The organism is Bradyrhizobium sp. HKCCYLS20291, from assembly GCF_051167715.1.
Classification (GTDB): Bacteria; Pseudomonadota; Alphaproteobacteria; order Rhizobiales; family Xanthobacteraceae; genus Bradyrhizobium.
This window is the reverse complement of the sequence record NZ_JBNPTO010000023.1, coordinates 43,130-68,438: the sequence shown is the minus strand read 5'-3', so window position 1 is coordinate 68,438 and position 25,309 is coordinate 43,130. Positions and strand designations below refer to the sequence as shown.

Genomic DNA, 25,309 nt, shown 5'->3' with positions numbered 1-25,309 from the left:
GCACATGAGTCACGACGCCACCCGCACAGGAATCTCCGGCGCGCCGGTCGTCACCGGCATGGAGGTCATTCCGGTCGCCGGCCGTGACAGCATGCTGCTCAATCTCTCGGGCGCGCATGGGCCGTTCTTCACCCGCAACCTCGTCATCCTCACCGACAATGCCGGTCATACCGGCGTCGGCGAGGTGCCCGGCGGCGAGAAGATCCGGCAGACGCTGGAGGATGCCAAGAGCCTGATCGTCGGCCAGAGCATCGGCGCCTGCAACACGCTCCTGGCCTCGATGCGCACCGCCTTCGCCGATCGCGACGCCGGCGGCCGCGGCAAGCAGACCTTCGACCTGCGCGTGATGATCCACGCGGTGACCGCGGTCGAATCCGCTCTGCTCGACCTGCTAGGCCAGCATCTCGATCTCCCCGTCGCGGCGCTGCTCGGCGAAGGCCAGCAACGCGCTTCCGTCGAGGCGCTCGGCTATCTCTTCTTCATCGGTGACCGTCGCAAGACCGACCTGCCCTACGCCACCGGCGAGGGCGAGAATGATGGCTGGTATACGCTGCGACATCAGGAGGCGATGACCCCTGAAGCTGTCGTGCGGCTGGCCGAGGCGACGCATGAGGCTTATGGCTTCGCCGACTTCAAGCTCAAGGGCGGCGTGCTCGCGGGCGAGGCCGAGATCGAGGCGGTGACCGCGATCGCCAAGCGCTTTCCGCAAGCCCGCGTCACGCTGGATCCGAACGGCGCGTGGTCGCTCGATGAGGCGATCCGGCTGTGCAAGGACATGCATGGCATCCTCGCCTATGCCGAGGACCCCTGCGGCGCCGAGGCCGGCTTCTCCGGGCGCGAGATCATGGCGGAATTCCGCCGCGCCACCGGCCTGCCGACCGCGACCAACATGATCGCCACCGACTGGCGGCAACTCAGCCATGCGCTGCGGCTCGGGGCCGTCGACATCCCGCTGGCCGATCCTCATTTCTGGACCATGCAGGGCTCGGTGCGCGTTGCCCAGACCTGCAAGGACAACGGTCTCACCTGGGGTTCGCACTCCAACAACCATTTCGACATTTCATTGGCGATGTTCACCCATGTCGCCGCCGCAGCTCCCGGCAAGGTCACCGCGATCGACACCCACTGGATCTGGCAGGACGGCCAGGCGCTGACCAAGGCGCCGCTGCAGATCAAGGGCGGCAAGATCGCGGTGCCGGAGCAACCCGGGCTCGGCATCGAAGTTGACCGCGGCGCCATCGAAAAGGCCCATGCGCTGTACAAGAGCCACGGGCTCGGCGCACGCGACGACGCCGTCGCAATGCAGTATCTGATCCCCGGCTGGACTTTCGACGACAAGCGCCCCTGTCTCGTGCGATGACGGGGGCGATCGGTTAGATTGTCCGAGCAATCGCGCAAAGTCTGGAGAACAACATGAACGCGATCCTCAAGAATTTCATTGCCGGCGAGTGGGTCGACGGCAGCGGGGTCACCCGCAACATCAACCCCTCGAACACCAACGACGTCGTCGGCGAATACGCCAGGGCCGACAAGGCGCAGACCGAGAAGGCGATCGCCGCCGCCAAGGCCGCCTTCCCCGCCTGGTCGCGCTCGACGCCGCAGGAGCGCTACGACGCGCTGAACAAGATCTCGGCGGAGATCCTGTCGCGCAAGGAAGAGCTCGGCCGCCTGCTCGCGCGCGAGGAAGGCAAGACCCTGCCGGAAGGCATCGGCGAGGTCGCCCGTGCCGGCCAGATTTTTGCGTTCTTTGCCGGCGAGGCACTGCGCCTGACCGGCGAGAAAGGCGCTTCCGTGCGTCCCGGCATCGACGTCGAGATCACCCGCGAGGCCGTCGGCGTCGTCGGCATGATCACGCCTTGGAATTTCCCGATCGCGATTCCCGCCTGGAAGATCGCGCCGGCGCTCTGCTACGGCAACACCGTCGTGTTCAAGCCGGCTGAGTTGGTGCCGGGCTCGGCGCATGCGCTGTCCGAGATCATCGCGCGCTCTGGCATTCCGGCTGGCGTGTTCAACCTCGTCGTCGGCTCCGGCTCGGTGGTCGGCCAGACCCTGCTCGAGCACCCGGACGTCGCCGCGATCTCCTTCACAGGATCGGTCGGCACCGGCCGCAAGATCGCGCAGGCCTGCGTGCTGTCGAACCCGATGAAGAAGTTCCAGCTCGAGATGGGCGGCAAGAATCCGCTGGTCGTGCTCGACGACGCCGACGTCAAGGTCGCCGTCGAAGCCGCCGCCAACGGTTCCTACTTCTCGACCGGCCAGCGCTGCACGGCCTCTTCCCGCCTGATCGTCACCGAGGGCATCCACGACAAGTTCGTCGCTGCGCTCACCGAGCGGCTCAAGGGCCTCGTCGTCGACGACGCCGTCAAGCAGGGCACGCATATCGGCCCGGTGGTCGACGGCAACCAGCTCGAGCAGGACCAGCGCTACCTCAAGATCGGCCAGGACGAAGGCGCCAAGCTGACCTGGGGCGGCGAGCTGCTGAACCGCGAGACGCCCGGCTTCTACATGCAGCCGGCGCTGTTCACCGAAGCCACCAACAACATGCGCATCGCGCGTGAGGAGATCTTCGGACCGGTCGCCTGCGTCATCCGCGCCAAGACCTACGACGAGGCGCTGGCGATCTCCAACGACACCGAGTTCGGCCTCGCCGCCGGCGTCTGCACCACCAGCCTGAAATACGCCTCGCACTTCAAGCGCAACAGCGAGGCCGGCATGGTGATGGTTAACCTGCCGACCGCCGGCGTCGACTACCACGTCCCGTTCGGCGGCCGGAAGGGCTCGAGCTACGGCGCCCGCGAGCAGGGCTCCTATGCGCGCGAGTTCTACACCACGGTGAAGACGGCCTACACCTTCCCGGTGTGAGCCTCTCCGTTGTGAACTAACAGACGGGCCGCATCCGCGGTCCACCCCCTCTCCCCGTTCTTCACGGGGAGAGGGTCGGGGTGAGGGGCAGCCGCACGGGAAGCGCCTCGCCTGGAAACAAGATCTGTAGGGTGGGCAAAGGCGCGAAGCGCCGTGCCCACCGGCAGTCGAGCGAGACGAAAGACGGTGGGCACGCTTCGCTTTGCCCACCCTACGGAGCAGAACGGAGCCAGCATGAACCAGCAGGTCGTGAACCAGGAGCCGCGCACCATCAAGCTCAACGCGCGCGACAATGTCGCGATCGTGGTGAACGATTTCGGCCTGCCTGCCGGCACCAAATTCCCTGACGGCCTGACGCTGAAGAGTTTCGTTCCGCAGGGCCACAAGACCGCGCTGGTCGACATCGCGCAAGGCGCACCCATCGTGCGCTATGGCGAGATCATCGGGTATGCGAAGTCGCTCATTGCCTCCGGCGAGTGGGTGGATGAAGCCCGCATCGACATGCCCGACGCCCCCGAACTCGACAAGCTGGAAATCTCCACCGCCGTCCCCGCGCCGCTGCCGCCGCTCGAAGGCTACACCTTCGAGGGCTATCGCAACGCCGACGGCTCGGTCGGCACCCGCAACGTGCTGGGCATCTCGACCTCCGTTCAGTGCGTCAAGGGCACGCTCGAATTCGCGATCAAGCGCATCAAGAGCGAGCTCTTGCCAAAGTACCCCAACGTCGACGACGTCGTCGCGCTCACCCATGCCTATGGCTGCGGCGTCGCGATCACGGCGCCGGACGCTGTTGTGCCGATCCGCACCCTGCAGAACCTCGCACTCAATCCGAATTTCGGCGGCGAGATCCTGGTCGTCGGCCTCGGCTGCGAGAAGCTGGCGCCGGAGCGGCTGCTGCCGGAAGGCACCGAAAATTCGATCGTCCGCATGCAGGACGAGGCATTCGACGGCTTCGGTGCGATCGTCGACGCGATCATGACCCAGGCCGACCGGCGTCTGGCAGAACTCAACAAGCGCACACGCGAGACTTGCCCGGCGTCCGACCTCGTCATCGGCCTGCAATGCGGCGGTAGCGATGCGTTCTCCGGCGTCACCGCCAATCCCGCCGTCGGCTTCGCCGCCGACCTGCTGGTGCGCGCCGGCGCCACGGTGATGTTCTCGGAAGTCACCGAAGTCCGCGACGCGATCCAGCTGCTCACACGCCGCGCCATCAACGAGGACGTCGGCCGCGCGCTGATCCGCGAGATGGACTGGTACGACGCCTATCTCGCCCGCGGCGGCGCCGATCGCAGCGCCAACACGACGCCGGGCAACAAGAAGGGCGGGCTGGCCAACATCGTCGAGAAGTCCTTGGGATCGATCGTGAAGTCCGGCTCCGGCCCGATCCACGGCGTGCTCGCGCCGGGCGAGAAGGCCAAGCAGAAGGGCATGCTGTTTGCGGCGACACCAGCCTCCGACTTCATCTGCGGCACGCTGCAGCTTGCCTCCGGCATGACCTTGCAGGTGTTCACCACGGGACGCGGCACGCCCTACGGCCTCGCGGCTGCGCCCGTGATCAAGGTCGCGACCCGCAGCGAGTTGGCGCGGCGCTGGAAGGACCTGATCGATTTCGACGCGGGGCGCATCGCCACCGGCGAGATGACCATCGAGGAAACCGGCTGGGAGCTGTTCAAGCTGATCCTCGACGTCGCCTCCGGCCGCACCAAGCCGTGGTCGGACAAATGGGGCATCCACAACGACCTGACCTTGTTCAACCCGGCGCCGGTGACCTGAGGGAGCAACGTCGCCCATCCTGCGATGGCCGTTGCCTTGCCCAGACCTCTCCCCGCCATCGCGAGCGCAGCGACGCGATCCAGAGTCCCGCCCACCATCCTGGATTGCTTCGCTTCGCTCGCAATGACGCGTATGCTGAGGCGGCAAGCCGAGACAACAGGCGCCAGGGGGAACTCGCAGATGTCGAACTTCAACAGCGTCGCCGCGATTGCGATCGCCGCCCTCGTCCTCTCCGCCACGCCCTCCCGCGCCCAGGACGCCATCCCCGGCGTCCCCCGCGAGCTGCTCGAGGACATCGCCGCAGGCAGCCGCATCCTCGCCGATCTCGGCGTCGTCGATGCCTTCGGCCATGTCAGTGCGCGACATCCCACCAACACCAGCCATTTCCTGATGCCGCGCTCGGTCGCGCCGGCGCAGGTCACGGCCGACGACGTCATGGAGTTCGACGAGAATGGCGAGGCTGTCGATGTCCGCGGCCGCGCCGTCTTTCTCGAGCGCTTCATCCATGCCGAGATGTACCGCGCACGCCCGGACGTGAAGGCGGTCGTGCACACCCATTCGCCGGGCGTCGTGCCGTTCAGCGTCAGCCGCACGCCGCTGAAGCCGCTCTATCACAACGCGGCCTTTCTTGGCGAAGGCGCGCCGGTGTGGGACATCGGCAAGGCGTTCGGCGCGACCAACATGCTGGTCAGCAACAATGCGATCGGCAAGTCGCTCGCAGCCGCGCTCGGCGACAAGTCCGTGGTCCTGATGCGCGGACATGGCGATGTCGCGGTCGGACCGTCGGTCAAGGCTGCCGTGTTCCGGGCCTACTACACCGACGTGAACGCCAAGCTGCAGGCGCAGGCGACCGGGCTCGGCAGTGAGATCACCTTCCTGAGCTCCGAAGAGGCGACCAAGGCCGACGCGGTCAACATGGTGATCATGGACCGCGCCTGGGCGCTGTGGAAGCAGAAGGTTGCAGCGCCGGCGGCGAAGTAGTCTCACGTACTTCGCCGCCGCGCCGGTCATCGCCCTCTCCTACACCGCGCCTTCCGTCTCGACATACAGCGCGTAGAGCGAATGCGACGCCGCCATGTAGAGCCGGTTGTTCTTCGGCCCGCCGAACGTCAGGTTGGCGCAGCGCTCCGGCAGATGGATGAAGCCGATCGGCTTGCCCTGCGGGTTGAACACCATAACGCCGTCGAGATCCTCCGGCTTGGCCTTGAGCGGATAGACCTTGCGGCCATTGACATCCACGGGCTCTGCGGCGAGCGCGCCGTTCGAACCCCAGCCGCACCAGAGATTGCCGTCGCGGTCGACGCGGAAGCCGTCGAGCGAGCCCTGGTCGGCGGCGTCGATCAGCTTCACCTTGTTGCCGACGGTGCCGTCGGCATTGACGTCGTAGCTCCAGATGCTGCGGTTGGGCGTACCCTTCCATTCGACCACGTAGAGCTTCTTCTCATCCGGCGAGAACGCGAGCCCGTTGGGATTGACGAGGTCGGTGATGACGGCGGTCAGCTTGCCATCGGTGCCGATCCGGAACACGTTGGTGCTGGCCTGCTCGGACTTCGCCTTGAAGCCCTCCCAATTGCCGTTGATGCCGAACAGCGGATCGGTGAACCAGATCGTGTCGTCGGACTTCACGACGATGTCGTTCGGTGCGTTCAGCCGCTTGCCTTCGAAGCTGTCGGCGAGCACGGTCACGCTGCCGTTCTTCTCGGTCCGGGTGATGCGCCGCGTCACCGAATGCTCGCAGGTGACCAGCCGTCCCTGGCGGTCGCGGGCATTGCCATTGGCGTAGTTCGCCGGGCTGCGAACGACGGTGAAGCTGCCGTCATCCTCGCTGTATTTCATGATGCGGTTGTTGGGAATGTCGCTCAGCAGCAGGCAGCGCTCCTCCGGGAAATAGGCCGGCCCCTCCGCCCAGCGCATACCGCTGGCGACCTGCTCCACGGTCGAGCTGTAGAGTCGGTATTTGGCAAAGCTCGGATCGAGGATCTCGACCGCCGGATCGGGATAGCGCTGGTTCGGCCTGAAGGCGAAGGACTGCGCCCTCGCCTGGCCCGAGACCGCCAAGGCCGCTCCGCTCAGCGCGGCCGAAAGTATGCCGCGACGCGACAATGTCATCAGTTCCTCCCCCTCTTTAATGTCATCGGCCGTCGACGGCCGTAAAGTTCCATACAAGCTGCACAGCGACCTTTCTATCGATTTTGCAGGCTTCAACCCCGCTGGCGGCGCCGCGCGCAGGCGTCGCGCCGCCTTCACGTTCCAAGGCGGGTAGACCCGGCGCGACCTCTTTTTGCCGCAAAGCTGACACATCGCTAACCTCGTGTCCGCCCCCCGATTCCAAGGCAAGCAGCCGCGCAATGCCCTTGCACTATCCTCGCCTCGCCGCCATTGCCCTTGGCCTCAGCCTGGTCGCGCCGTGCGCAGCTCAACAGCCCCTGCCCTTGGCCGGTTCGCCGGAAGAGCGGCCCGACATCGATCTCTACGCGCTGATGTCTGGCACCTGCCGTACGCTGAAGGTCGACGGCCGCGAATTCCCCTGCAAGACGGTGGCGTTCTTCCACAGCGAGAAGGGCCGCGCCCACTTCACCGTCGCGCTCGACGATCCCGCCGACGAGAGCCACATCATCGCCTTCTCCGGAATCAACGGCAAACGCTCGCTGCAGAACGTCTACGAGCTGCCGGTCGACCGCATGCTGCTGAACTCCAAGCATCGCCCCAAGGTCGACGGCATTCCCGTGCCGGCGGCGCAGGGCTCGTCCGGCTCCTGTCGGCAGGTCGGCAATTTCGCGATGCTCAAGGTCACGAGCGTGACCTGCTCGGCCAAGGACGACAGCGGCCGCGCCTATGAGCTGCAGTTCGTCTCCGACGGCACCCCCATCACCCTGCGTCGGGTGCGCCAGACGATGACGAATGCCGAGCACAATCCTTACGAATGAGTTCGTGGCCGCGTGACGGCAACGCGCGAATGCTCGTCTCATTCGATCTCCATCTCGAACATGATGACATGACGGCGCGCTCTCGCGGCACGGAATGCCCGAGGTCTTCCAGTAGTCGCGCCTTGCAGAACTGCAGAGGCGCAGGGAATGCCGGGTGAAGGCCCCACCCATGGCCCGCCTGCAGAAAAAAATGCAGGCGGCAGTACCACAGGCAAAGCCGAACACGCCGGCATTCCCTGCGCGATGGGTTTAACGCTTATACGCAGTCTCCCTGGTGCGCCGGGCTTGTTGGCCACCATCACCACGCGGCGCATCGGCGTCACGCGGCTTGATACCAGCGTCGGGGTATCAGGACCCTGCGACTTCACGTCCGCGCCGAGCCGTTCGTCCGCGCATCACAAGGACACGCTGCGGCTCCATCGCGGCCATCGCTTCCCCACCTCGCGTGTCGTGACGATCGCGCGCTACGCCCTCTGCAACGAGGCGGGATACGGCACCAGAGCATGATTTCCGTAAAAACGAAAGCGAAAAATGTGCGGGCGTGATTTCACATCACGATGGTATTGAACGGATTGACGAAATCCGAAGCGGCCCCGCCGCATGCGGACGCGGCTTCATCGTTCTCTTTGTTCCGCACGTCTTCGTCGCACGAACTGATTTGCCCGACGTGTCGAATGGATCACACCCGCGCGCCGCTCATCGGGCAGCTCGGCGCGAGCTCGATGCGCTCGCCAGGACCTCCTGTGCCGCACGCGCGAGCCGTCTGGCGGCATCCGCCAGATCCTTCGCCGCGAAACCGGAATAGCCGAGGATGAATCCGTCCGGCCCGCGCTGAACGATGCGCGCGTCCGACAACAGCCGGCATTCGATGCCGGCGCGTTCGCGGATCAACTTGGCTGCGCCTTTCGGCGCTCCTGACGGCAAGGTCGCCAGCAGATGCAGTCCCTGCGACGGCGCGTCCAGATGCAGATGCCCCTTGCCATGCTTCGCGAGGGCTTCGGCAACGACGTCGCGCGCCTGCCGATAGCGCGGACGCATCCGGCGCATGTGGGCGGCGATCACGCCGTCGGCCATCAGGTCGGCCAGGGCGTCCTGCATGAAGGCCGGCGGGAAGCGATCCTGCGCCGCACGCGCGGCGACGACACGCGACACCAGCGCCGGCGGCACCACGAGATAACCGAGCCGCAATCCGGCGAACAGCGTCTTGCCGAAGGTGCCGAGATAGATCACGCGTTCGGCGCCGATGCCGGCCAGCGCCGTGAGCGGCGGGCCGGCGAAGCGATACTCGCTGTCATAATCGTCCTCGAAGATATAGGCGCCGGACCGGCGCGCCCAGTCGAGCAGCGCGATCCGCCGGGCCATGCTCATCGCGACGCCCGTTGGAAACTGGTGCGACGGTGTGACATAGGCGGCACGGGCGTTTGCGTCCGCCTTCTCTCCCGCACTCACGACGAGGCCCTCGCCATCGACCGGCACGGGCACCAGCTTCGCCCCTGTCGTCGTCAACGTGTAACGCGAGGCGGCATAGCCGGGATCCTCGAACCAGACGGGATCGCCGGGCGACAACAGCGCGTCGATACACAGGCGCAGTCCGTGCTGGGTGCCGCTCACGATCAGGACGCAGCTGGGGTCGCAGCGCACGCCGCGATTGGCGGCGAGATAGTGCGCGACCTGCGTGCGCAGATGCAGGCTGCCGCGCGGATCGCTGTAGCCGAGATCGTCGGGCGCGGCCTGCGCAATGCGACGGCGGCTGGCGGCGGCGAGCCGCTTCAGCAGCATCGGATCGACCAGCGTGACGCCGAGCGTGAATGGCCGGCGCGGCGGAATCCTCACCTCCAGCTCGGCGGCGGGAGCCGGCGGCTGCGGCGACGGCAGCTCGGCGGCGACATAGGTGCCCGCGCCGTGCCGTGCCTCGATCAGCCCGTCCGACAGCAGCGCCTCATAGGCGGCGACGATCGCGTTGCGCCGGACACCCAGTTGCTCCGCGAGCCCGCGGGTCGAGGGTAGCCGCAGGCTAGGGGCGAGCAGGCCGTCGACGATGCCGGCGCGCAGCGCGGCATGAACCTGCTGCGACTGGCTGCGGATCGCCCGGTCGAGCCTGATCGGCAGCGCCAGCACGTCGTCCCGTCGCCGCGAAGTGGTTGCTTGTTTTGGCATCCAAGTGGAACTCCCGGCAACCACTTTGCCATGGCATGACGGCGGCGGGAACAGGAGAATGACGATGTCCGAGCAATCAGTGGCAAGCTATCCCGTTGACGGCACCAACCGGGTCAAGCGGCGGCATCAGCGCGCGCATTACGATCATGCCACCGTGCATGCGCTGCTCGACGCCGGTACGCTGTGTCACGTCTCCTATGTCATCGACGGCCAGCCCTATTGCACGCCGACGCTGTACTGGCGCGAGGCGACGACGCTGTACTGGCACGGCTCAAGCGCCAGCCGCATGCTGCGCAACCTGTCCGAAGGGCAGCCGGCCTGCCTGACGGTGACTCAGCTCGACGCTTTGGTGCTGGCACGCAGCGCCTTTCATCACTCCGCCGACTATCGTTCGGTGATGGCGTTCGGCCTCGCCCGGCTGATCGAGGATGAGGCCGAGAAGGCGCGAGCCCTGACGATGATGCTCGACCGTCTGTTTCCAGGTCGCACCGCCACGTTGCGCCCGACGACGGAGCAGGAGATCAAGGCGACGTCGGTCGTGACGATGGAGATCGACAAGGCGTCCGCCAAGATCCGCGCCGCCGGCGTCATCGATGACGAGGAGGATTATGCGCTGCCGATCTATGCCGAGCGCATTCCGGTGCGCACCGTGCTCGGCGCCCCGGAGCCCGATGGCCGGCTAATAGCTGGCGTGACCCGCCCCGCGACGCTGTCCGGTTTCAGCGCGGGACGACAGCTCGATGAGGCGCTGACGGAGGCTTATGCCACGAGCTATCCGGCGGGCTAGACGTGTAGGGTGGGCAAAGGCGCGCCCATCTATTAGTTCTCGTAGCCGCTGCCCGACCGCGCCGTGCCCACCATCTCACCGCGATGCGTGCTCGGCCCGGTGGGCACGCCGTTCCGCGCGATGCGCGGAACGTCTTTGCCCACCCTACGATTTCTTGAGCGACGAGCTGGCCCCCGTCTGCGGCGCGGATACAAACCGCGTGATCGCGAACGGCGCGATCGGTGTCGAGGTCCGGCCATCGCGCACCAGCTCGGCCAGCACCTCGCCGACACCCGGCGCGATCTGGAAGCCAGCGCCGGAGAAGCCGAAGGCGTGGATGAGGCCCGGCGTCGTCGCGCTCGGGCCGATCACAGGGTTGCCGTCGGGCATGTTGCCCTCGGTGCCGCTCCAGAACCGGATCGCCTGGGCGTGGCGCAGCGGGCCGAACAGCTCGCTCGCGCGCTGCATGATCGTGAGCACGCCGTCGCTGTGTGGGCGTGAGTAGTCGGGATCGTCGAGCGGCGCGGCGCGTTCGCCGCCGACCACGACATTGCCGCGCGTGACCTGCCGCGCATAGATGCCGCCGCCCTCCATGCCGATGTTGACGGCCAGGAACGGATCGAGCGGCTCGGTCACGATCATCGCGGGATACGTGCGCGCCAGCGGCACCGGCTCGTTGAAGGCCCGTGCAAAGCTGTCCGCCCAGGCGCCCGCGCTGTTGATGATCGTGCGCGCCTTGATGACGACATCGCGCGCCTCCAGCGCAAAGCCCTCGAATGTCCGGGTGACGCCTGTGACTTCCGTCGTCTCCAGCACCTCCGCCCCGGCGCGGCGGGCCGCGGCGGCAAAGACGGTCGCGACCAGCCGCGGATTGGCGTGGCCGTCGCCGGGAGAGAACGAGCCGCCGATGGCGCCCTCCGAGAGGCCGAAGCGCTCGCGCAGCTGATTGTGGCCGACCAGTTCGAGATCGAGACCGAATGGCGCGACATCAGCGGCGTAGCGCTCGAGGTTCGCCATGTCGGCGAGGTTGCGCGCGAGCTTGAGATGACCGGAGCGCATGAACTCGCCGTCGATGCCGATCAGCTGCGACAGCCGCGGCCAGATCGCATGCGCCCGCTGCGCCAGCGGCAGCTGCTCGGGCGGACGGCCCTGCCGGCGCACGCCGCCGTAGTTCACCCCGCTCGCCTGCGCGCCGCAAAAACCCTTGTCGAGCAGCGCGACGGACAAGCCCATGCCGCGCAGCGCCAGCGCCGCGGAGCTGCCGACCAGCCCGCCGCCGATGATCGCGACGTCGCAATCAATGCGCCGGGTCATGCTGCCTCGCGTCGACGGGCGAACCCGCGGCCAGAGGAATCGGCTTGATCGGCGCCTGCGTCCGCAGCCGGCCGACGGCGCCGATGTCACGGTGCGCCTGCGCAGCCAGCAGCTCCGCGGCGGCAGCGCCGCACATCCGGCCCTGACACCGGCCCATGCCGACGCGTGTCACGGCCTTGAGCCGGTTGATCTCGGTGAGTGCGAAATCCGCGATCGCACGCCGCGCGTCGCCGGCGCTGATCTCCTCGCAACGGCAGAGCAGCGTGTCATCGGCGATGTCGTCCGCCCAATGCGCGGGATAGGGAAACGCCGCCTCCAGCGCAACGCGCAGCCTGTCGATCCGCGCCAGCGTGCGTTCGAGGCTGGCGGCGCGTGCAGCATCATATCGCAGTCCGCGATCCTCCAGCAGCGCCAGTGCCGCGCGCTCGCCCGCGGCCTCCGCCGCGTCGGCGCCTGCGATGCGGGCGCAGTCACCCGCGAGATACACGCCGGCGACGCTGCTGCGGCCAGCGGCATCGCGCAGCGGCAGATGCGCGCGGTCGCGAGAATCGAACCGGAAGGCGCAGCCGGCGAGGTCGGCGGCCTGCGTCTCCGAGCGCAGGTTCAAGCCGTAGCCGATGCCATCGCAGGCGATCGTGTGCTCGCGATCACCCGTCCGATAGACGATGCGCGCGACCCTGCCCTTGCCCTCGATCCGCAGTCTCGTGATCCCGAGCTGCACGCGCGTGCCGCTCAGCTTGAGTTCAGCGGCCATGCGCAGCCCGCGCAGCACGAGGCTAGGGGCCAGCGGCAAGGCACGCAGCAGGTTGAGCTTCGCCTGCAGCGGCGCCGCATCGAGCACGGCGGCGACCTCGACGCCGGCTTTCATATACTGCCAGGCGACGAGATAGAGCAGCGGACCAGAGCCGGCGAACACCACGCGACGGCCGATCGCGCAGCCCTGCGCCTTCAGCGCGATCTGCGCGCCGCCGAGCGTGAACACGCCCGGCAAGGTCCAGCCGGGAATCGGCAGCACGCGGTCGGAGGCGCCGGTCGCCAGGATCAGCCCATCATGGCTCACGCGCCGGCTGACGCCGTCGCGCAATGTGTCCGCGGCACCATCGCGCAGGTTCCACAACAGAGTGCTCGGGCGATAATCGATGTGGGACGCAAGCGCTGCGAAGTCCCGATGCAGGCGCGTGGCCTTCGCGGCTTCGGACCCGTAGCGCGCCCTGGCATCGCGGCCGTCGGGGCTCAGCGGCTGACGATAGATCTGGCCGCCGCAAGCATGGCCTTCGTCGATCACGATGGGCCGCAAGCCGGCCGCCGCAAGCGTCATCGCGGCGCGGATGCCGGCCGGGCCGGCGCCCACGATCAGCGGTGGGGCGCGCTCAGCCATGAAGGCGCGCACGCCCCGTGATGATGTGCATGCCCTGAGCAAGCGGCGTGGTGCAGGCGCGCAGCCGCTCGCCGCCTTCGAGCTGAACCCAGCAATCCTGGCACGCGCCCATCTGGCAGAAGCCGGCGCGGGCTTCGCCGGAGAACTCGCTCTCGCGCAGCCGTTCGCCCTGGCAGAGCACCGCCGTCAGCACGCTGTCGCCGGCGCGGCCCTCGCAGGGCACGCCATCCACCGTGAAGCCGATCACGGCGCTGTCGTTGCGGATGAGACGATGCAGCAGCGGCATGTGAACCTTCAGACCAGGCCAATGATCGGAGCGAGTTGAAACTCACTCATCGCAATCACGCTGCAGGTCAAGGGCGTCAACGGCAAGTGGGCATGCACGCGATCCCTCACCATGCGGCTGTTCGAGGATGTTGGAAGATCTCACGTCGATTCGTAGGGTGGGCAAAGGCGCGCCGGCGATGCCCATGTACCGGATGATGCATCCCGCGCCGTGCCCACCGACGCTCTGAATGGTGGGCACGCGGCGCCCGCGGCGCCGCTTTGCCCACCCTACTCATTCACTCGCAGAAGGGCTCACACCATGCAGTTCCACATGATATCAGGCGCGACGAAGCCGGTGGCGCCGTTCAGTCATGCGGCCGAGACCGACGGCTTCGTGTTCGTGACCGGCCAGATGCCGGACTCGCCGGAGGCGCCGGGTGTGCTGCCGGAGGGGATCGTGGATCAGACGAAGGCGGTGATGCAGAACTTGAAGTACATCCTCCAAGGTCTTAACCTCGGCCTCGAACATATTGTGATGTCTCGGATTTACCTGACCGAGTTCAAGCGGGATTACGCGGCAATGAATGAAGCTTACCGCTCATTCTTCCCGCCGGACCCGTTGCCGGCCCGCACCTGCGTCGGCGTCACCGGCTTGGCCTATGACGCGCTGATCGAGATCGATCTGGTCTGCCGACGACCCTAGTTCCGAATGGTAAATTAATCCTCAACGCCCGTTGAGGGGCATTCGATCTGATCTGAGGAGGCAGACGCTGTTGCCGATTGTGTGCCGGCGCGGGCCGGTGTCAATTCGCCCGACGAACGAGACGGATCGAGGGGAGCGCCATGCCGTACCAGTTTTCCAATCGCCAGCAGATCCGCAAGCCGGCGGTGACCAGCAAGGGCGGCATCGTCGCGGCGCAGTCGCGGCGCGCCGCCGAAATCGGCGCCGAGGTGCTGGCCGCAGGCGGCGACTGTATCGATGCCGTCGTAGCGACGGGCTTCGCGCTCGGCGTGGTCGAGCCGTGGATGAGCGGCCTCGGCGGCGGCGGCGCCATGGTGCTCTACCGCGCCAAGGAAAACCGGGTCGAGGTGATCGACTACGGCATGCGCGCACCGGACTCGCTGCGCATCGAGGACTATCCGCTGGCCAATGACGGCAGCGTGTCCCCCGATATCTTCCCGTGGCCGCGCGTCAAGGACGATCGCAATCTGCATGGCCCCGGCGCGATCGCGGTGCCCGGGGTCGTGGCCGGCATGGAGGCCGCGCACCGCCGCTACGCCAGGCTGCCGTGGCGAGACCTCGTGACGCCCAGCGTCGCGCTCGCCGCCGAAGGCCTGCTGGTGGACTGGTGGACCACCGTGATGATCTCGAGCTGCGCCGCCGATTTGCGCCGCTATCCCGGCAGCGCCGCGGCCTATCTCAAGGATGGCCTGCCGCCGAACCCGCAATGGGGCGCCAAGGCGGTGACGCGGCTGCCGCAGGAGCAGTTGAAGGCGACGCTGTCGCATCTCGCTCATGCCGGCGCGCGCGACTTCTACCAGGGCGACATCGCGCGCTCGCTGACCCGCGACATCCAGGCCGCCGGCGGCGCGCTGTCGGTCGAGGATCTTGCCGCTTTCGAAGCCCATCATCGCGAGCCGCTGCGCATTCCCTATCGCGGCGGCACCGTGTTCGCCACGCCGGAGCTCACCGCCGGGCCGACGCTGGCGCACGCGTTGCGGCTGATGCAGGCGAGCGTGACCGCATCGGGCAACGCCCCTGACGCCGGCACGTTCATCGCCTATGCCGAGGCGATGCAGTCGGCCTATCGCGAGCGGCTCAACGACATGGGCGATGCGCCGGGAAAGCGCGCGCTCGGTGCCGAATATCTCGCGCCGGCCTGCACCACGCATTTTTCAGTGGTCGACCGCGACGGCAACATGGCGGCGGTCACGCAGACGCTGCTGTCCGGCTTCGGCTCGAAATTCCAGGCGCCGCAGAGCGGCATCATGATGAACAACGGCATCATGTGGTTCGACCCGACGCCCGGCACGACCAACTCGCTGGCGCCGGGCAAGCGCTGCCTCACCAACTACACGCCGGTGGTCGCGCATACGGCCGACGGCCGCCGCCTGGCACTCGGCGCCTCCGGCGGCCGCCGCATCCTGCCCGCCGTGGCGCAGATGCTGTCGTTCGTGATGGATTACGGCATGGACCTCGACGCCGCCATCCACCAGCCGCGCATCGATGCCAGCGAGGGCGAGGTGGTCGGCGCCGATACGCGGCTGCCGGCGGAGGTGATGACTGCGCTGGCTGCGAAGTTCGAGACCGTCGCTGCGCCGGTTCAGACCATGCCGATGAAATTCGCCTGCCCCAGCGTGGTGATGCGCGCCGGCGACGTGAACAGCGGCGCCACCGAGATCGCGCATGCGTGGGGAGATGCGGTGGCGGAGAGCTGATTAGCCTTCGCCTGAATGCGAATGCACTCTGTCGATGATCGCGTTCGCAACAGTCTGCATCCTCCGCACCGCTGCGCAATACAGTGCCCTCGCCCCTAGTGGGAGCTAGTGGGAGAGGGCATCGCCGGCCGATCCGCAGTCTCGCTCGGGTGAGGGGTCTCTCTCAGCTAGCGGTACTCGAGGAGAGAGACCCCTCACCCGAGTGAGTTTGCTGCACTGTTCTACATGCCCTCTCCCACACGGGGCGAGGGCGCAGTCATGCGCAGCGCCGCTGCTGCGCGATCTGCTGCCTGACGATCGGTTTACCCCACCAGCGCCGTCACCAACCCGCTGTCCGCATCCGCGAGCTCGTCGATCACATCGAAATGGTGCCGGTCCGGCGCCTCGACATAGGCCGTCGTCGCCCCCAGCCCGGTCCAGATATTCGCGAGCAGTTGCGCCTGGCGGCGGAATTCGTTGCGCTCGGCGCCGCCGACCCAGGCGGTGACGGCAATACCGTCGACGGGCACGAGCAATGCCGGGCTCTCGCCGGCTGCCGTGGTGTCGTCGATGTGCAAGGTCTCGTTCATCGCAGTCCGCTGCAGCGGGCGCAAATCGTGCAGGCCGGAGATCGAGACCACGCTGGTGATGCGCGCCTGCCGCTCAGGAGACAGCGGCGCGCCGCGGCAGATCATGCGGCTGACGAGATGGCCGCCGGCGGAATGGCCGGTCAGCGCCACGGGGCCCGCAACCTCGTCCATCGCCTTCGCGATCGCCTGAGCCACATCGGTCGAGATGTCGGCGATGCCGACCTCGGGGCACAGCCGGTACGACGGCATCGCCACGGCAAAGCCGCGCGCGACCGGACCTCGCGCCAGATGCGACCAGAAGCTCTTGTCGAGCCGCATCCAGTAGCCGCCATGCACGAACACGACGAGGCCTTTCGGCGCGCCCTCCGGCAGGAACAGATCGAGGCGCTGGCGCTCGTGCGCGCCATAGGTGATGTCGAGCTTCGCCCGCCCTTGCTTGCCGAGCTCAGCACGATAGTCTTCCGCCGGCGCGACCCACAGCCCCGGCCAGCGTTCGCCGCCGGGAATGTTCGGGCCATTGGCATAGGCGTTGTCCCAGTCCTTGACGGCGTACAACATCGAAATCTCCTGATCGAATGAGCGCGGCCTCACAGCCCGGTGCGCAGTTTCCAGAGCTCGGGGAACAGCACGATCTCCAGCATCTTGCGCAGATAGTTCACGCCTGACGTGCCGCCGGTGCCGGTCTTGAAGCCGATGATGCGCTCGACCGTGGTGACGTGATTGAAGCGCCAGCGGCGGAAATAGTCCTCGAAATCGACCAGCTTCTCGGCAAGCTCGTACAATTCCCAATGCCGCTGCGGGTCGCGATAGACCTGGGTCCAGGCCGTCGCGACTTCCGCGCTCTCGGCGCGCGTGCCGCGCCAGTCGGTGCGCTGGCCGTCGGCGCCGATGAAGAAGCCGCGCCGTGCCAGGAGCCGCAGCGCTTCGTCATACAGGCTGGGTTGCGCAAGGATCGCTTCCAGCTCGGCCGTCAGCTCCGGATGATGCGCATGCGGACGCAGCATCGCGAGGTTGCGGTTGCCGAGCAGGAATTCGATCGAGCGGTACTGGAACGACTGGAAACCGGAGGACTCGCCGAGCTTGTCGCGGAACAGCGTGTATTCGCTCGGCGTCATCGTCCGCAGCACGTCCCAGGCGCCGTTGAGCTGCTCGAAGATGCGCGCGACCCGCGTCAGCATCTTGAACGCCGGCTGCACGTCATCCCGGGCGATCGCCGCCATCGCGGCCTTGATCTCATGGATGGCGAGCTTCATCCACAGTTCGGAGGTCTGGTGCTGGATGATGAACAGCAACTCGTCATGCGCCGAGGACAGCGGCGACTGCGCATCGAGCAGACGCTCCAGCATCAGGTAGTCGCCATAGGACATCCGTCCCTTGAAGTTCATCCGCGCACCTTCGGTGGCGGGATCGTAAGGGCCGTTGCTCACGTCACGAGTTCCTTCTGGCGATATTCGGGCTTGTCCCACAATCTGTCGTCGAGCACCTCGGCGAGAATGTCGACGGCGCCGCGCACCTCCGCCTCGCCAATGTAGAGCGGCGTAAAGCCGAAGCGCAGCGCATCCGGCGCTCGGAAATCGCCGATGACGCCGCGCGCGATCAGCGCGCGCATGATCGCATAGCCCTCGGCGTGCCGGAACGACACCTGGCTGCCGCGCCGCGAGGCATCACGCGGCGAGGCAAGCGTCAACGACGGACAGCGCGCCTCGACTTCGGCGATGAACAGCTCGGACAGCGCGATCGAGGCCTTGCGCACGTCCAGCATCGACACGCCCTCCCACGCATCCAGCGCCGCATCGAGGGCTGCGAGCGCGATGATCGGCGGCGTGCCGATGCGCATCCGCTCGATGCCGCCGCCCGGACGATAGTCGAGATCGAAGGCGAACGGAGCCTCATGGCCCATCCATCCCGACAGCGCCGGCGGCGCGATATCCGCGTAACGCGGCGCGACATAGATGAAGGCCGGCGCGCCGGGCCCGCCATTGAGATATTTGTAGGTGCAGCCGACCGCGAAGTCGGCGTCGCTGCCTGCGAGATCGACCGGCACGGCGCCGGCGGAATGCGCGAGGTCCCACACCGTGAGCGCGCCAACGGCATGCGCCTTCCTGGTCAGCGCGGTCATGTCGTGCATGCGGCCGGTGCGGTAGTCCACCTCGGTCAGCATCAGCACCGCGACGCTGTCATCGAGCGCGGCTTCCACCTGCTCCGGCTCGACCACCTTCAGCGTCGCGCGGTCGCCGAGCATGCGCACCAAACCCTGCGCCATGTAGAGATCGGACGGGAAGTTGCCGCTGTCGGACAGGATCACGCGCCGCTCCGGATTGAGCGAGAGTGCCGCGGCGAGCGCCTGATAGACCTTGATCGAGAGCGTATCGCCCATCACGACGGTGCCAGGGGCCGCTCCAATCAGTCGGGCGACGCGGTCGCCGACGCGGCGCGGCTGCACCATCCAGCCGGCGCTGTTCCAGCCACGGATGAGCTCCTGTCCCCATTCCGCCTCCAGCATGCGGGCAACGCGGGCGGGCACGGCCGAAGGCAGCGCCCCGAGCGAATTGCCGTCGAGATAGATGACGCCGTCAGGGATTCGGAAAAGTGATCGCGTATGAGAAAAATCCGTCATGCTGCCTTGCTCTGTTCGCCGTCCTGAATGCATGATTCGGGCCGCAAGAGACCAGATCGACCCGGCGGGCGCCTGCCCCCAGATCGCAAGATCTGCGTCTGTCACGACCGCCGTTACGGAGCAAGTGCGATGAGAGTATCAGCCTGGCTCGTCTGCCTCAGCCTGCTTTCGACGCCGGCCCTCGCCGGCAACGACATCACCACCGCGCAGAACGTCATCCGCGCCCAGGAGCAGGCGCTGGCCCGCGACGACGGGCCCGCGGCCTACGCGCAGGCGGCGCCGGAGATCCAGGCGCGGTTTCCCAGCATCGAGATCTTCATGGCGATGGTGCGCGAGGGCTATCCGCCGGTCTATCGCCACAAGAGCTTCGAATTCGGCCCATCACAGGTCGAGGATGGCAGCATCGCGCAGCGCGTGCACATCGTCGATGCCGATGGCGAGGCGTGGGAGGCGCTCTACACGCTGCAGACCCAGCCCGACGGCAGCCTCAAGATCACCGGCTGCTCGCTGCTGAAGGTCGGCCAGGCGGTCTGAAGGCAAGCTGGAATGCGCTCAACGCATTCAGCGTGACGGCGTCGGCGGGCCGCCGTGCTGCTGGCGCCATTGCAGGAATTGCCGGAACAGCGCGCTGCGCTCGGCCGGATCGTTCGACACCTGGCCGCCGCTCTGGCGCACGAAGCTCTCGAACTGCTGCTGCTGCACATCCGCGACCTGCGACCGCGGCACGTCGAGGGCCTGCGGCCGCGGCGTCATGTTGCGGGCGACCAACCAGTCGTCCGCGGCCTTGAAGCGCCTCCAGCCGGGGATGGTGGCGACGATGCTAGATTCCTTCCACTTCGGATGCCGCGGCGGCTTCATGAACTCGTCGTAGTTGGCGAAGAACGCGTCGACGAAGCGCGCCACCTTGCGGTAGCGTTCGGTATTCTCGGGCCAATTGTAGCTGACCAGCAGCATGCCGATCGCCACGGTCTCGATCGTCTCGCCGGGATTGAGCAGGTTCGGATATTCATCCGACGACAGCGTCGTCGGCAGGTACAGATCCTGCAGCCGGCGATCGTAGGGAATGGTCACCAGATGCAGTGCGCGGTTCTCGTTCCTGATATTGCGCGCGAGCTGGAACACCTTGCCGGTCGAGACGATGTAGGCGTCGGCGTCGCCGTCGATCAGCTTCTGGATCGATTTCGCGTCGTCGGTTGCGTAGTCGAACGACGCCGTCATGCCGAGCCGGTTGAAGATCACGCGCGCGGAATAGAAGCCGACGTCGGTCGGCGCGATGATGCGCTTGCCGTTGAGGTCGGCGATCGAGCGGATCGAGGACCGCGCGATGACGTGAATCTCGTTGTGATACAGCCGCGCGATGTAGCGCAGTTGCGAGGTGATGTCCGGAATGCCGTATTGCAGGCGGTAGAATTCGGGCACGTCGGCGGCGACCGCGCCCATGTCGATGGTCTTGAGGAAGAGAATGTCGGAAACGTTGCGCACCGGTCCCTTGCCGAGCACCGGCAGCACGCGGACATTGGTCTGATCATCGAGCACGCGCGCCATGTCTGAGCCGAACACCGAGGTCGCGCCGCCGGCCGGCGCGGTGATGATGGTGACGGTGCCGTCGTTGACGTCGTTCGGATTGGGCAGCCGCCACACATCGGGACCGCTGCCCGGCGCGGGCTGCAGCGATGCGGGCAGGCCGGCGGGACGCGGCGGCGCCGGAACGACGGCAGCGGCGTTGGGCCGCGCCGGAGCTGGCGCGACCGGCACGATCAGCGACCGGGTCGCCCCGGGGCGCGCCGGCTGAGCTTGGGGTTGAGTTTGGGGTTGGAGTTGAGGCCACGCCTGCGCCCAGCCGTCACCGGCGAACGAGAGTGCGGTGATACCAGCGAGTAGCAGCTTGGCAACAGCTCGCAGCACGCCTTGAGAAGAGCGATGCTCTCCGACAACGCCATGCCGCCGCAGCGATCTCGACCTGTCCGGAGCTTTCACCTCGACGCCTCCTTAGCGCTTCAGGCAAGCGACGGTCGTCCGTGGCCCCCACGGAGACCTCGCGACAGTTCCGCGCGCGATCCGACGCCCGCGCCTTGGCGGCGCTGATCGGGCTCGATCCAATTTCCTAGTTGCTGGAGGGGATTCGATGCTTTTGCGGCACAGATCGGGATTTTGTATGACGCCGTGCATATAGAGGATCGTATGGAAACGATCCGCAGCCAGTGTCACTGCCGCGCAACACTGTTTGGGTCAGGCGGCCAGCCGGTGTTGCCGCCGCGCCAGGATCAACAGCGTCACGACGATCGCGAGATTGAGCCCGTTCCAGGCGATCCCGTTGGCGAAGGCCGCGGCATAGGAGCCGGTGGCATCGAAGATCACGCCGGACACCCAGCCGCCGAACGACATGCCGAACACCGAGGCGAAGATGATGATGCCGACCCGGGTCGCCGCCTCGCGCGCCGGCATCGCCTCGCGCACGATGATCGCATAGCTCGGCACGATGCCGCCCTGGAACAGGCCGAACATCCCGGAGATCAGGTACAGCGAGGTCAAGCCGTCGAAGAACAGATAGAACAAGAGCGCAAAGCCCTGCGCCAGCGAACCGATCAACAAGGTTCGCATGCCGCCGATGCGGTCGGCGAGCAGGCCCGAGCCGATCCGGCTGACGATGCCGAGCGCCATCATCAGCGACAGCATCTGCGCGCCGACGGCGACGCCATAGCCGAGGTCGCCGCAATAGGCGACGATGTGGACCTGCGGCATCGCCATCGCCACGCAGCAGGCGATCGCGGCGACGCTGAGCAGCACGGTCAGCGCGTTGGTCGAGATCGGCAGTTCCAGCTGCGGGGGCGCCGCATGCGCATGGTTCTGCGCGCCGGCCCCGCCCATGTGGGCACGCAGCACCAGCAACAACGCGCTCATCGTGACGGCGCAGAAGATGCCGAGCGCGACATGGCTGGCGCGCCAGCCGATCTGCTGCACGCCATAGTTCACCAGCGGCGGCCACACCGTGCCGGCGACGTAGTTGCCGGATGCGACGATGGTGACCGCGACGCCGCGATAGCGCACGAACCAGTGCGAGGCTTCGGCCATCAACGGCGCGAAGGTGACGGAGGAGCCGAGCCCGATCAGGAAATACACTGCCTGGAACTGCCACAAGGTCACCGAGGCCCCGGCCAGCAGATACGCCGCCGATGTCGTGGCGATGCTGAGCGCCATCGCGGTGACGATGCCGAAGCGGTCAGTGATGCGGCCGACGATGACGCCGCCGAGGCCGAAGCCGAACATCGTCAGCGTATAGGCCAGCGAGACCGCGCCGCGGCTCGCGGCATATTCGGCCTGCACGGTCGGCAGCACGACCACGACCGTCCACATCCCGGCGCCACCGATGGAACCGATGACGAGCGCCAGCACCAGCCGCGCCCAGGCCTGGCGCGAATCCGGTATGAACTGAGGCGCTTCCTCGAATCTCGTCTTGGGTGCGTGCACGATCCCGGCAACTTCGTTGCTGCATCGCATCCGGTCAAGCCACATTGCTGCAGCATTGGCCATGCAGAAGCAGCGCAACAGAGGCAATGCGGAGCGTTGGGCATCCGTCTTGGTGTTGTTCGTAAGAATCGCTGTGCTGCATGACGCGTCGAGTCGAGCGAGCAGCAGCAAGTCGAGCAACACGGGCAGTAGACTCCCTCTCCCCGTTCTTCACGGGGAGAGGGTCGGGGTGAGGGGCAGCCGCACGGGCAGTGCTACTTTCTTCGCAGCCAATTTCGCATCCAACTCGGAGCGAACGTGCCCGTCCGATGGATCTGCGATTTGGTCCACTTATGTGCCATGCCCCTCACCCGGATTGCTGCGCAATCCGACCTCTCCCCGCAAAAGAGCGGGGAGAGGTGCGCTGAGGCCCGAGCGCGGCTCAAACAAGCGTTCGCGAGGGGACTTGATATTGCCCCCTCTTTGCGGCGCAGCGCATCGTGCGCTAGACTGCGGACCGAACGGAGAGATTGGCGGCGGATGTCGTTGGGACTGACACGAAGGATGCGGGTTCTGGCGGGGCGGCTGCTCGTCCTCGTCTACCTGATCTGCGTGCTGAGCCCGGGCGTGGCGCTCGCATTCTCCCCTGGCGTCGCTCCGTGTCTGGAGGATGCGACCCTCACTGTTGCGCATCATCACGAGATGGCTGAGACGATGATGCCGCAGATGCATGCGGCACACGCCTCGCATCATGGTCACGATCACGACCACGCCAGTGCCGAGGCCGAAGCTCAGGTTCCGGCGCCGTCACACCACGACCACGGCAAGATCCCCGGTCCGTGCTGCGCCATGATGTGCGCCGTCGGTCTGACCGCCGCGCTGCCGGCCGTGATGCTGCCCGCTCCGCTCGCCACGGCGAGCGAAGCTGCACGGGAAACCCGCCTGCCCGGCCGCACGCCGCCGCGGCTCGATCGCCCCCCCATCGTCCTGGTCTGAGCGAACCAAACCGGTCTTGCGCGCCTGCCCGCGCGCGGCCGCTCGCATCTCATCGACAGACCAAAGGACTCAACCATGTTGTCGCACCTTCGGGCGACGCCCGCGGCCGCATGTCAGGCGCGGCGCGGCCTGCCGTCTCGCATCGGTCCCAGCGCCGCCGTGCTGCTCGCGTCCCTGAGCCTCGCCGCCTGCCAGCCGCGCACGGTCGCCCTGTCGGGCGCAGACCCCGCCGATCCGGCCGCCGCTGTCGCCCCGGTGCGCACGTCCGCCGTGACAGCGCCGTACACGCCGCTGCGTCCCACCGCCCCCTCGTCTTGGGGATCGCGCGACGGCGCTCCGCGCTCCGAACCGAGCCGCTAGGGAGCGCCGACATGCAGAGCATCATCAGGCTTGCGCTCCTGGCCGCGACCACAGCGCTCGCCGGCTGCGCCTCGTTCTCGCCGGACGGCGGCATGAGTGCGGTCGCCGACCTAGCGGGCCGCACCACCGGCCAAGAGATCGTGTCCGTCCGCAGCGACGACGACGCCACGCGCGTGCGGGCCGCGACGCAACGGCTGCTGGCGCGGCCGCTGTCGGCGGACGCCGCCGTGCAGGTCGCGCTGTTCAACAACAAGGGCCTGCAGGCGGCCTATCATCAGCTGGCGCTGAGCGAGGCCGATGCGATCGGCGCCAGCCTGCCGCCGAACCCGACATTTTCCCTGATGCGCCTCAGCGGCGACGGCGCACTGGAAGCCGAGCGCCAGGTCGCCGGCGACATCCTGGCGCTCGCGACCTTGCCGCTGCGCTCCGAAATCGCGCGCCAGCGCTTCCATCAGGCGCAGCTGATGGCCGCGCTCGCCACGGTGCGCCTCGCCGCCGAGGTGCGCCGCGCTCATGTCCGCGTCGTCGCCGCCAATGAGCTGGTGGCGCTGCTGGCCGAGGCGCAATCGGCCGCGGAGGCGACCGCCAAGCTCGCGCAGAAGCTCGGCGAGACCGGCGCGCTCAATCGCCTCGACCAGGCGCGCGAGCAGGTGTTCTACGCCGAGACCACGGCCGAACTCGCCGGCGCGCGCCGCGCGGCAGCGAGCGCGCGCGAGCGGCTGATCCGGCTGATGGGCCTGTGGGGCGACGATCTGAGGTTTCGCCTGCCCGACCGGCTGCCCGCGCTGCCGCGCCGGCCGCTGACCGAGCCGTTCGTCGAGCGCGACGCCGTGGCGCATCGCATCGACCTGCAGATGGCGCGGCTCGAGCTGAGCGCGCTCGCGACCTCGCTGCAGCTCAGCGATGCCACGCGCTTCGTGACGCTGCTCGATCTCGCCGGCCTCGACCGCAAGACGGTCGAGCCTGACGGCCGCATCATCCGCGAACGCGGCTACGACGTGCAGTTCCAGATCCCGATCTTCGACGGCGGCGAGGTGCGCGTGCGGCAGGCGGCCGAGACCTACAACATCGCCTTCAACCGGCTGACCGAGCGCGCCGTCACGATCCGCTCCGAAGCGCGCGACGCCTATCGCAGCTATCGCGCGACATTCGAGATCGCCGGCCACTACGCCCGCGAGGTGCTGCCGCTGCGCCAGATCATCAGCGAAGAGATGCAGCTGCGCTATTCGAGCATGCAGGTCGACATCTTCGCGCTGCTGGTCGAAGCACGGCAGCGCCTCGCCTCGCGCCGCGCCGCCATCGATGCAAAGCGCGACTTCTTCCTCGCCGAGGCCGAGCTGTCGGCGGCCGTGAACGGCGGCGGCGCAGGCCGCGAGGATGTCCCGCAGCAGACCGCGAGCGCGCTCGCGTCCAGCAACGACTGACAGGAGCAACAGC

At 67.3% G+C, this 25,309-nt stretch carries 22 protein-coding genes; 12 read left to right on the top strand and 10 right to left on the bottom strand.

What is annotated here, in order from left to right; all coding sequences use genetic code 11:
• Positions 1-4 precede the first annotated feature (4 nt).
• From gudD to ACQR07_RS33570, 4 genes are all read left to right on the top strand, one after another.
• On the top strand, positions 5-1,360 hold the full coding sequence (gene gudD, locus ACQR07_RS33585) for a glucarate dehydratase (RefSeq protein WP_434906334.1): 1,356 nt from the start codon (positions 5-7) through the stop codon (positions 1,358-1,360).
• A gap of 53 nt (positions 1,361-1,413) precedes the next feature.
• On the top strand, positions 1,414-2,862 hold the full coding sequence (locus tag ACQR07_RS33580; protein ID WP_434906333.1) for an aldehyde dehydrogenase family protein: 1,449 nt from the start codon (positions 1,414-1,416) through the stop codon (positions 2,860-2,862).
• A 234-nt stretch (positions 2,863-3,096) separates the two neighbouring features.
• Positions 3,097-4,635: a galactarate dehydratase gene (gene garD / locus ACQR07_RS33575; RefSeq protein ID WP_434906332.1), complete on the top strand. Its 1,539-nt coding sequence runs from the start codon at positions 3,097-3,099 to the stop codon at positions 4,633-4,635.
• 180 nt (positions 4,636-4,815) lie between these two features.
• Positions 4,816-5,616 (top strand): class II aldolase/adducin family protein, encoded by an 801-nt coding sequence (locus ACQR07_RS33570; RefSeq protein WP_434906331.1) that lies wholly within the window; start codon positions 4,816-4,818, stop codon positions 5,614-5,616.
• A gap of 39 nt (positions 5,617-5,655) precedes the next feature.
• Here ACQR07_RS33570 and ACQR07_RS33565 read toward each other — a convergent pair whose 3' ends face one another.
• Positions 5,656-6,744 carry an SMP-30/gluconolactonase/LRE family protein gene (locus tag ACQR07_RS33565; RefSeq protein WP_434906330.1) on the bottom strand — a complete coding sequence of 363 codons (1,089 nt, stop codon included), beginning with the start codon at positions 6,742-6,744 and terminating at the stop codon, positions 5,656-5,658.
• Positions 6,745-6,983: 239 nt separating this feature from the next.
• Between ACQR07_RS33565 and ACQR07_RS33560 the strand changes: the two genes are divergently transcribed.
• Both ACQR07_RS33560 and ACQR07_RS33555 read left to right on the top strand, forming a co-directional pair.
• Positions 6,984-7,562, top strand: a complete 579-nt coding sequence (locus ACQR07_RS33560) for a hypothetical protein (protein ID WP_434906329.1) — start codon at positions 6,984-6,986, stop codon at positions 7,560-7,562.
• Positions 7,563-7,847: 285 nt separating this feature from the next.
• Positions 7,848-8,069 (top strand): hypothetical protein, encoded by a 222-nt coding sequence (locus ACQR07_RS33555; RefSeq protein ID WP_434906328.1) that lies wholly within the window; start codon positions 7,848-7,850, stop codon positions 8,067-8,069.
• A 189-nt stretch (positions 8,070-8,258) separates the two neighbouring features.
• Here ACQR07_RS33555 and ACQR07_RS33550 read toward each other — a convergent pair whose 3' ends face one another.
• The gene (locus tag ACQR07_RS33550; protein WP_434906327.1) at positions 8,259-9,719 is read right to left on the bottom strand and encodes a PLP-dependent aminotransferase family protein; all 1,461 of its coding nucleotides are present in this window, start codon (positions 9,717-9,719) and stop codon (positions 8,259-8,261) included.
• Between the two features lie 64 nt (positions 9,720-9,783).
• Here ACQR07_RS33550 and ACQR07_RS33545 point away from each other — a divergent pair, with 64 nt between their 5' ends.
• Positions 9,784-10,506: a pyridoxamine 5'-phosphate oxidase family protein gene (locus ACQR07_RS33545; protein WP_434906326.1), complete on the top strand. Its 723-nt coding sequence runs from the start codon at positions 9,784-9,786 to the stop codon at positions 10,504-10,506.
• 144 nt (positions 10,507-10,650) lie between these two features.
• Here ACQR07_RS33545 and ACQR07_RS33540 read toward each other — a convergent pair whose 3' ends face one another.
• Genes ACQR07_RS33540 through ACQR07_RS33530 form a run of 3 tightly spaced genes read right to left on the bottom strand, consistent with a single transcriptional unit; the run spans position 10,651 to position 13,463 of the window.
• On the bottom strand, positions 10,651-11,799 hold the full coding sequence (locus ACQR07_RS33540) for an NAD(P)/FAD-dependent oxidoreductase (protein ID WP_434906325.1): 1,149 nt from the start codon (positions 11,797-11,799) through the stop codon (positions 10,651-10,653).
• A complete protein-coding gene (locus ACQR07_RS33535; RefSeq protein WP_434906324.1) occupies positions 11,783-13,177 on the bottom strand; it encodes an FAD-dependent oxidoreductase in 1,395 nt (464 codons plus the stop codon). The genes ACQR07_RS33540 and ACQR07_RS33535 overlap by 17 nt, the downstream gene beginning before the upstream one ends.
• A complete protein-coding gene (locus tag ACQR07_RS33530; protein ID WP_434906323.1) occupies positions 13,170-13,463 on the bottom strand; it encodes a (2Fe-2S)-binding protein in 294 nt (97 codons plus the stop codon). Before ACQR07_RS33530 ends, ACQR07_RS33535 begins: the two co-directional genes overlap by 8 nt.
• Positions 13,464-13,763: 300 nt before the next feature.
• On the opposite strand from ACQR07_RS33530, the gene ACQR07_RS33525 reads away from it, so the two are divergent.
• Positions 13,764-14,147: a RidA family protein gene (locus ACQR07_RS33525; protein ID WP_434906322.1), complete on the top strand. Its 384-nt coding sequence runs from the start codon at positions 13,764-13,766 to the stop codon at positions 14,145-14,147.
• A gap of 140 nt (positions 14,148-14,287) precedes the next feature.
• Entirely contained in the window at positions 14,288-15,883 is a 1,596-nt protein-coding gene (locus ACQR07_RS33520; RefSeq protein ID WP_434906321.1) for a gamma-glutamyltransferase family protein, read from the top strand.
• 302 nt (positions 15,884-16,185) lie between these two features.
• On the opposite strand, the gene ACQR07_RS33515 is transcribed toward ACQR07_RS33520, so the two are convergent.
• Genes ACQR07_RS33515 through kynU form a run of 3 tightly spaced genes read right to left on the bottom strand, consistent with a single transcriptional unit; the run spans position 16,186 to position 19,069 of the window.
• A complete protein-coding gene (locus ACQR07_RS33515; RefSeq protein ID WP_434906320.1) occupies positions 16,186-17,010 on the bottom strand; it encodes an alpha/beta hydrolase in 825 nt (274 codons plus the stop codon).
• Between the two features lie 29 nt (positions 17,011-17,039).
• Positions 17,040-17,879: a tryptophan 2,3-dioxygenase gene (kynA, locus tag ACQR07_RS33510; protein ID WP_434906319.1), complete on the bottom strand. Its 840-nt coding sequence runs from the start codon at positions 17,877-17,879 to the stop codon at positions 17,040-17,042.
• The gene (gene kynU, locus ACQR07_RS33505) at positions 17,876-19,069 is read right to left on the bottom strand and encodes a kynureninase (RefSeq protein WP_434906318.1); all 1,194 of its coding nucleotides are present in this window, start codon (positions 19,067-19,069) and stop codon (positions 17,876-17,878) included. The genes kynA and kynU overlap by 4 nt, the downstream gene beginning before the upstream one ends.
• Positions 19,070-19,198: 129 nt before the next feature.
• Here kynU and ACQR07_RS33500 point away from each other — a divergent pair, with 129 nt between their 5' ends.
• Complete coding sequence (locus ACQR07_RS33500; protein ID WP_434906317.1) at positions 19,199-19,603, top strand: DUF4864 domain-containing protein; 405 nt, start codon at positions 19,199-19,201, stop codon at positions 19,601-19,603.
• Between the two features lie 27 nt (positions 19,604-19,630).
• Here the strand turns inward: ACQR07_RS33500 and ACQR07_RS33495 are convergent, their stop codons facing one another.
• Together ACQR07_RS33495 and ACQR07_RS33490 are read right to left on the bottom strand one after the other, a co-directional pair.
• On the bottom strand, positions 19,631-20,740 hold the full coding sequence (locus ACQR07_RS33495) for a TAXI family TRAP transporter solute-binding subunit (RefSeq protein WP_434906380.1): 1,110 nt from the start codon (positions 20,738-20,740) through the stop codon (positions 19,631-19,633).
• A 558-nt stretch (positions 20,741-21,298) separates the two neighbouring features.
• On the bottom strand, positions 21,299-22,537 hold the full coding sequence (locus tag ACQR07_RS33490) for an MFS transporter (RefSeq protein WP_434906316.1): 1,239 nt from the start codon (positions 22,535-22,537) through the stop codon (positions 21,299-21,301).
• Between the two features lie 543 nt (positions 22,538-23,080).
• On the opposite strand from ACQR07_RS33490, the gene ACQR07_RS33485 reads away from it, so the two are divergent.
• Complete coding sequence (locus ACQR07_RS33485) at positions 23,081-23,512, top strand: hypothetical protein (RefSeq protein WP_434906315.1); 432 nt, start codon at positions 23,081-23,083, stop codon at positions 23,510-23,512.
• Between the two features lie 371 nt (positions 23,513-23,883).
• A complete protein-coding gene (locus tag ACQR07_RS33480) occupies positions 23,884-25,296 on the top strand; it encodes a TolC family protein (protein ID WP_434906314.1) in 1,413 nt (470 codons plus the stop codon).
• Positions 25,297-25,309 lie beyond the last annotated feature (13 nt).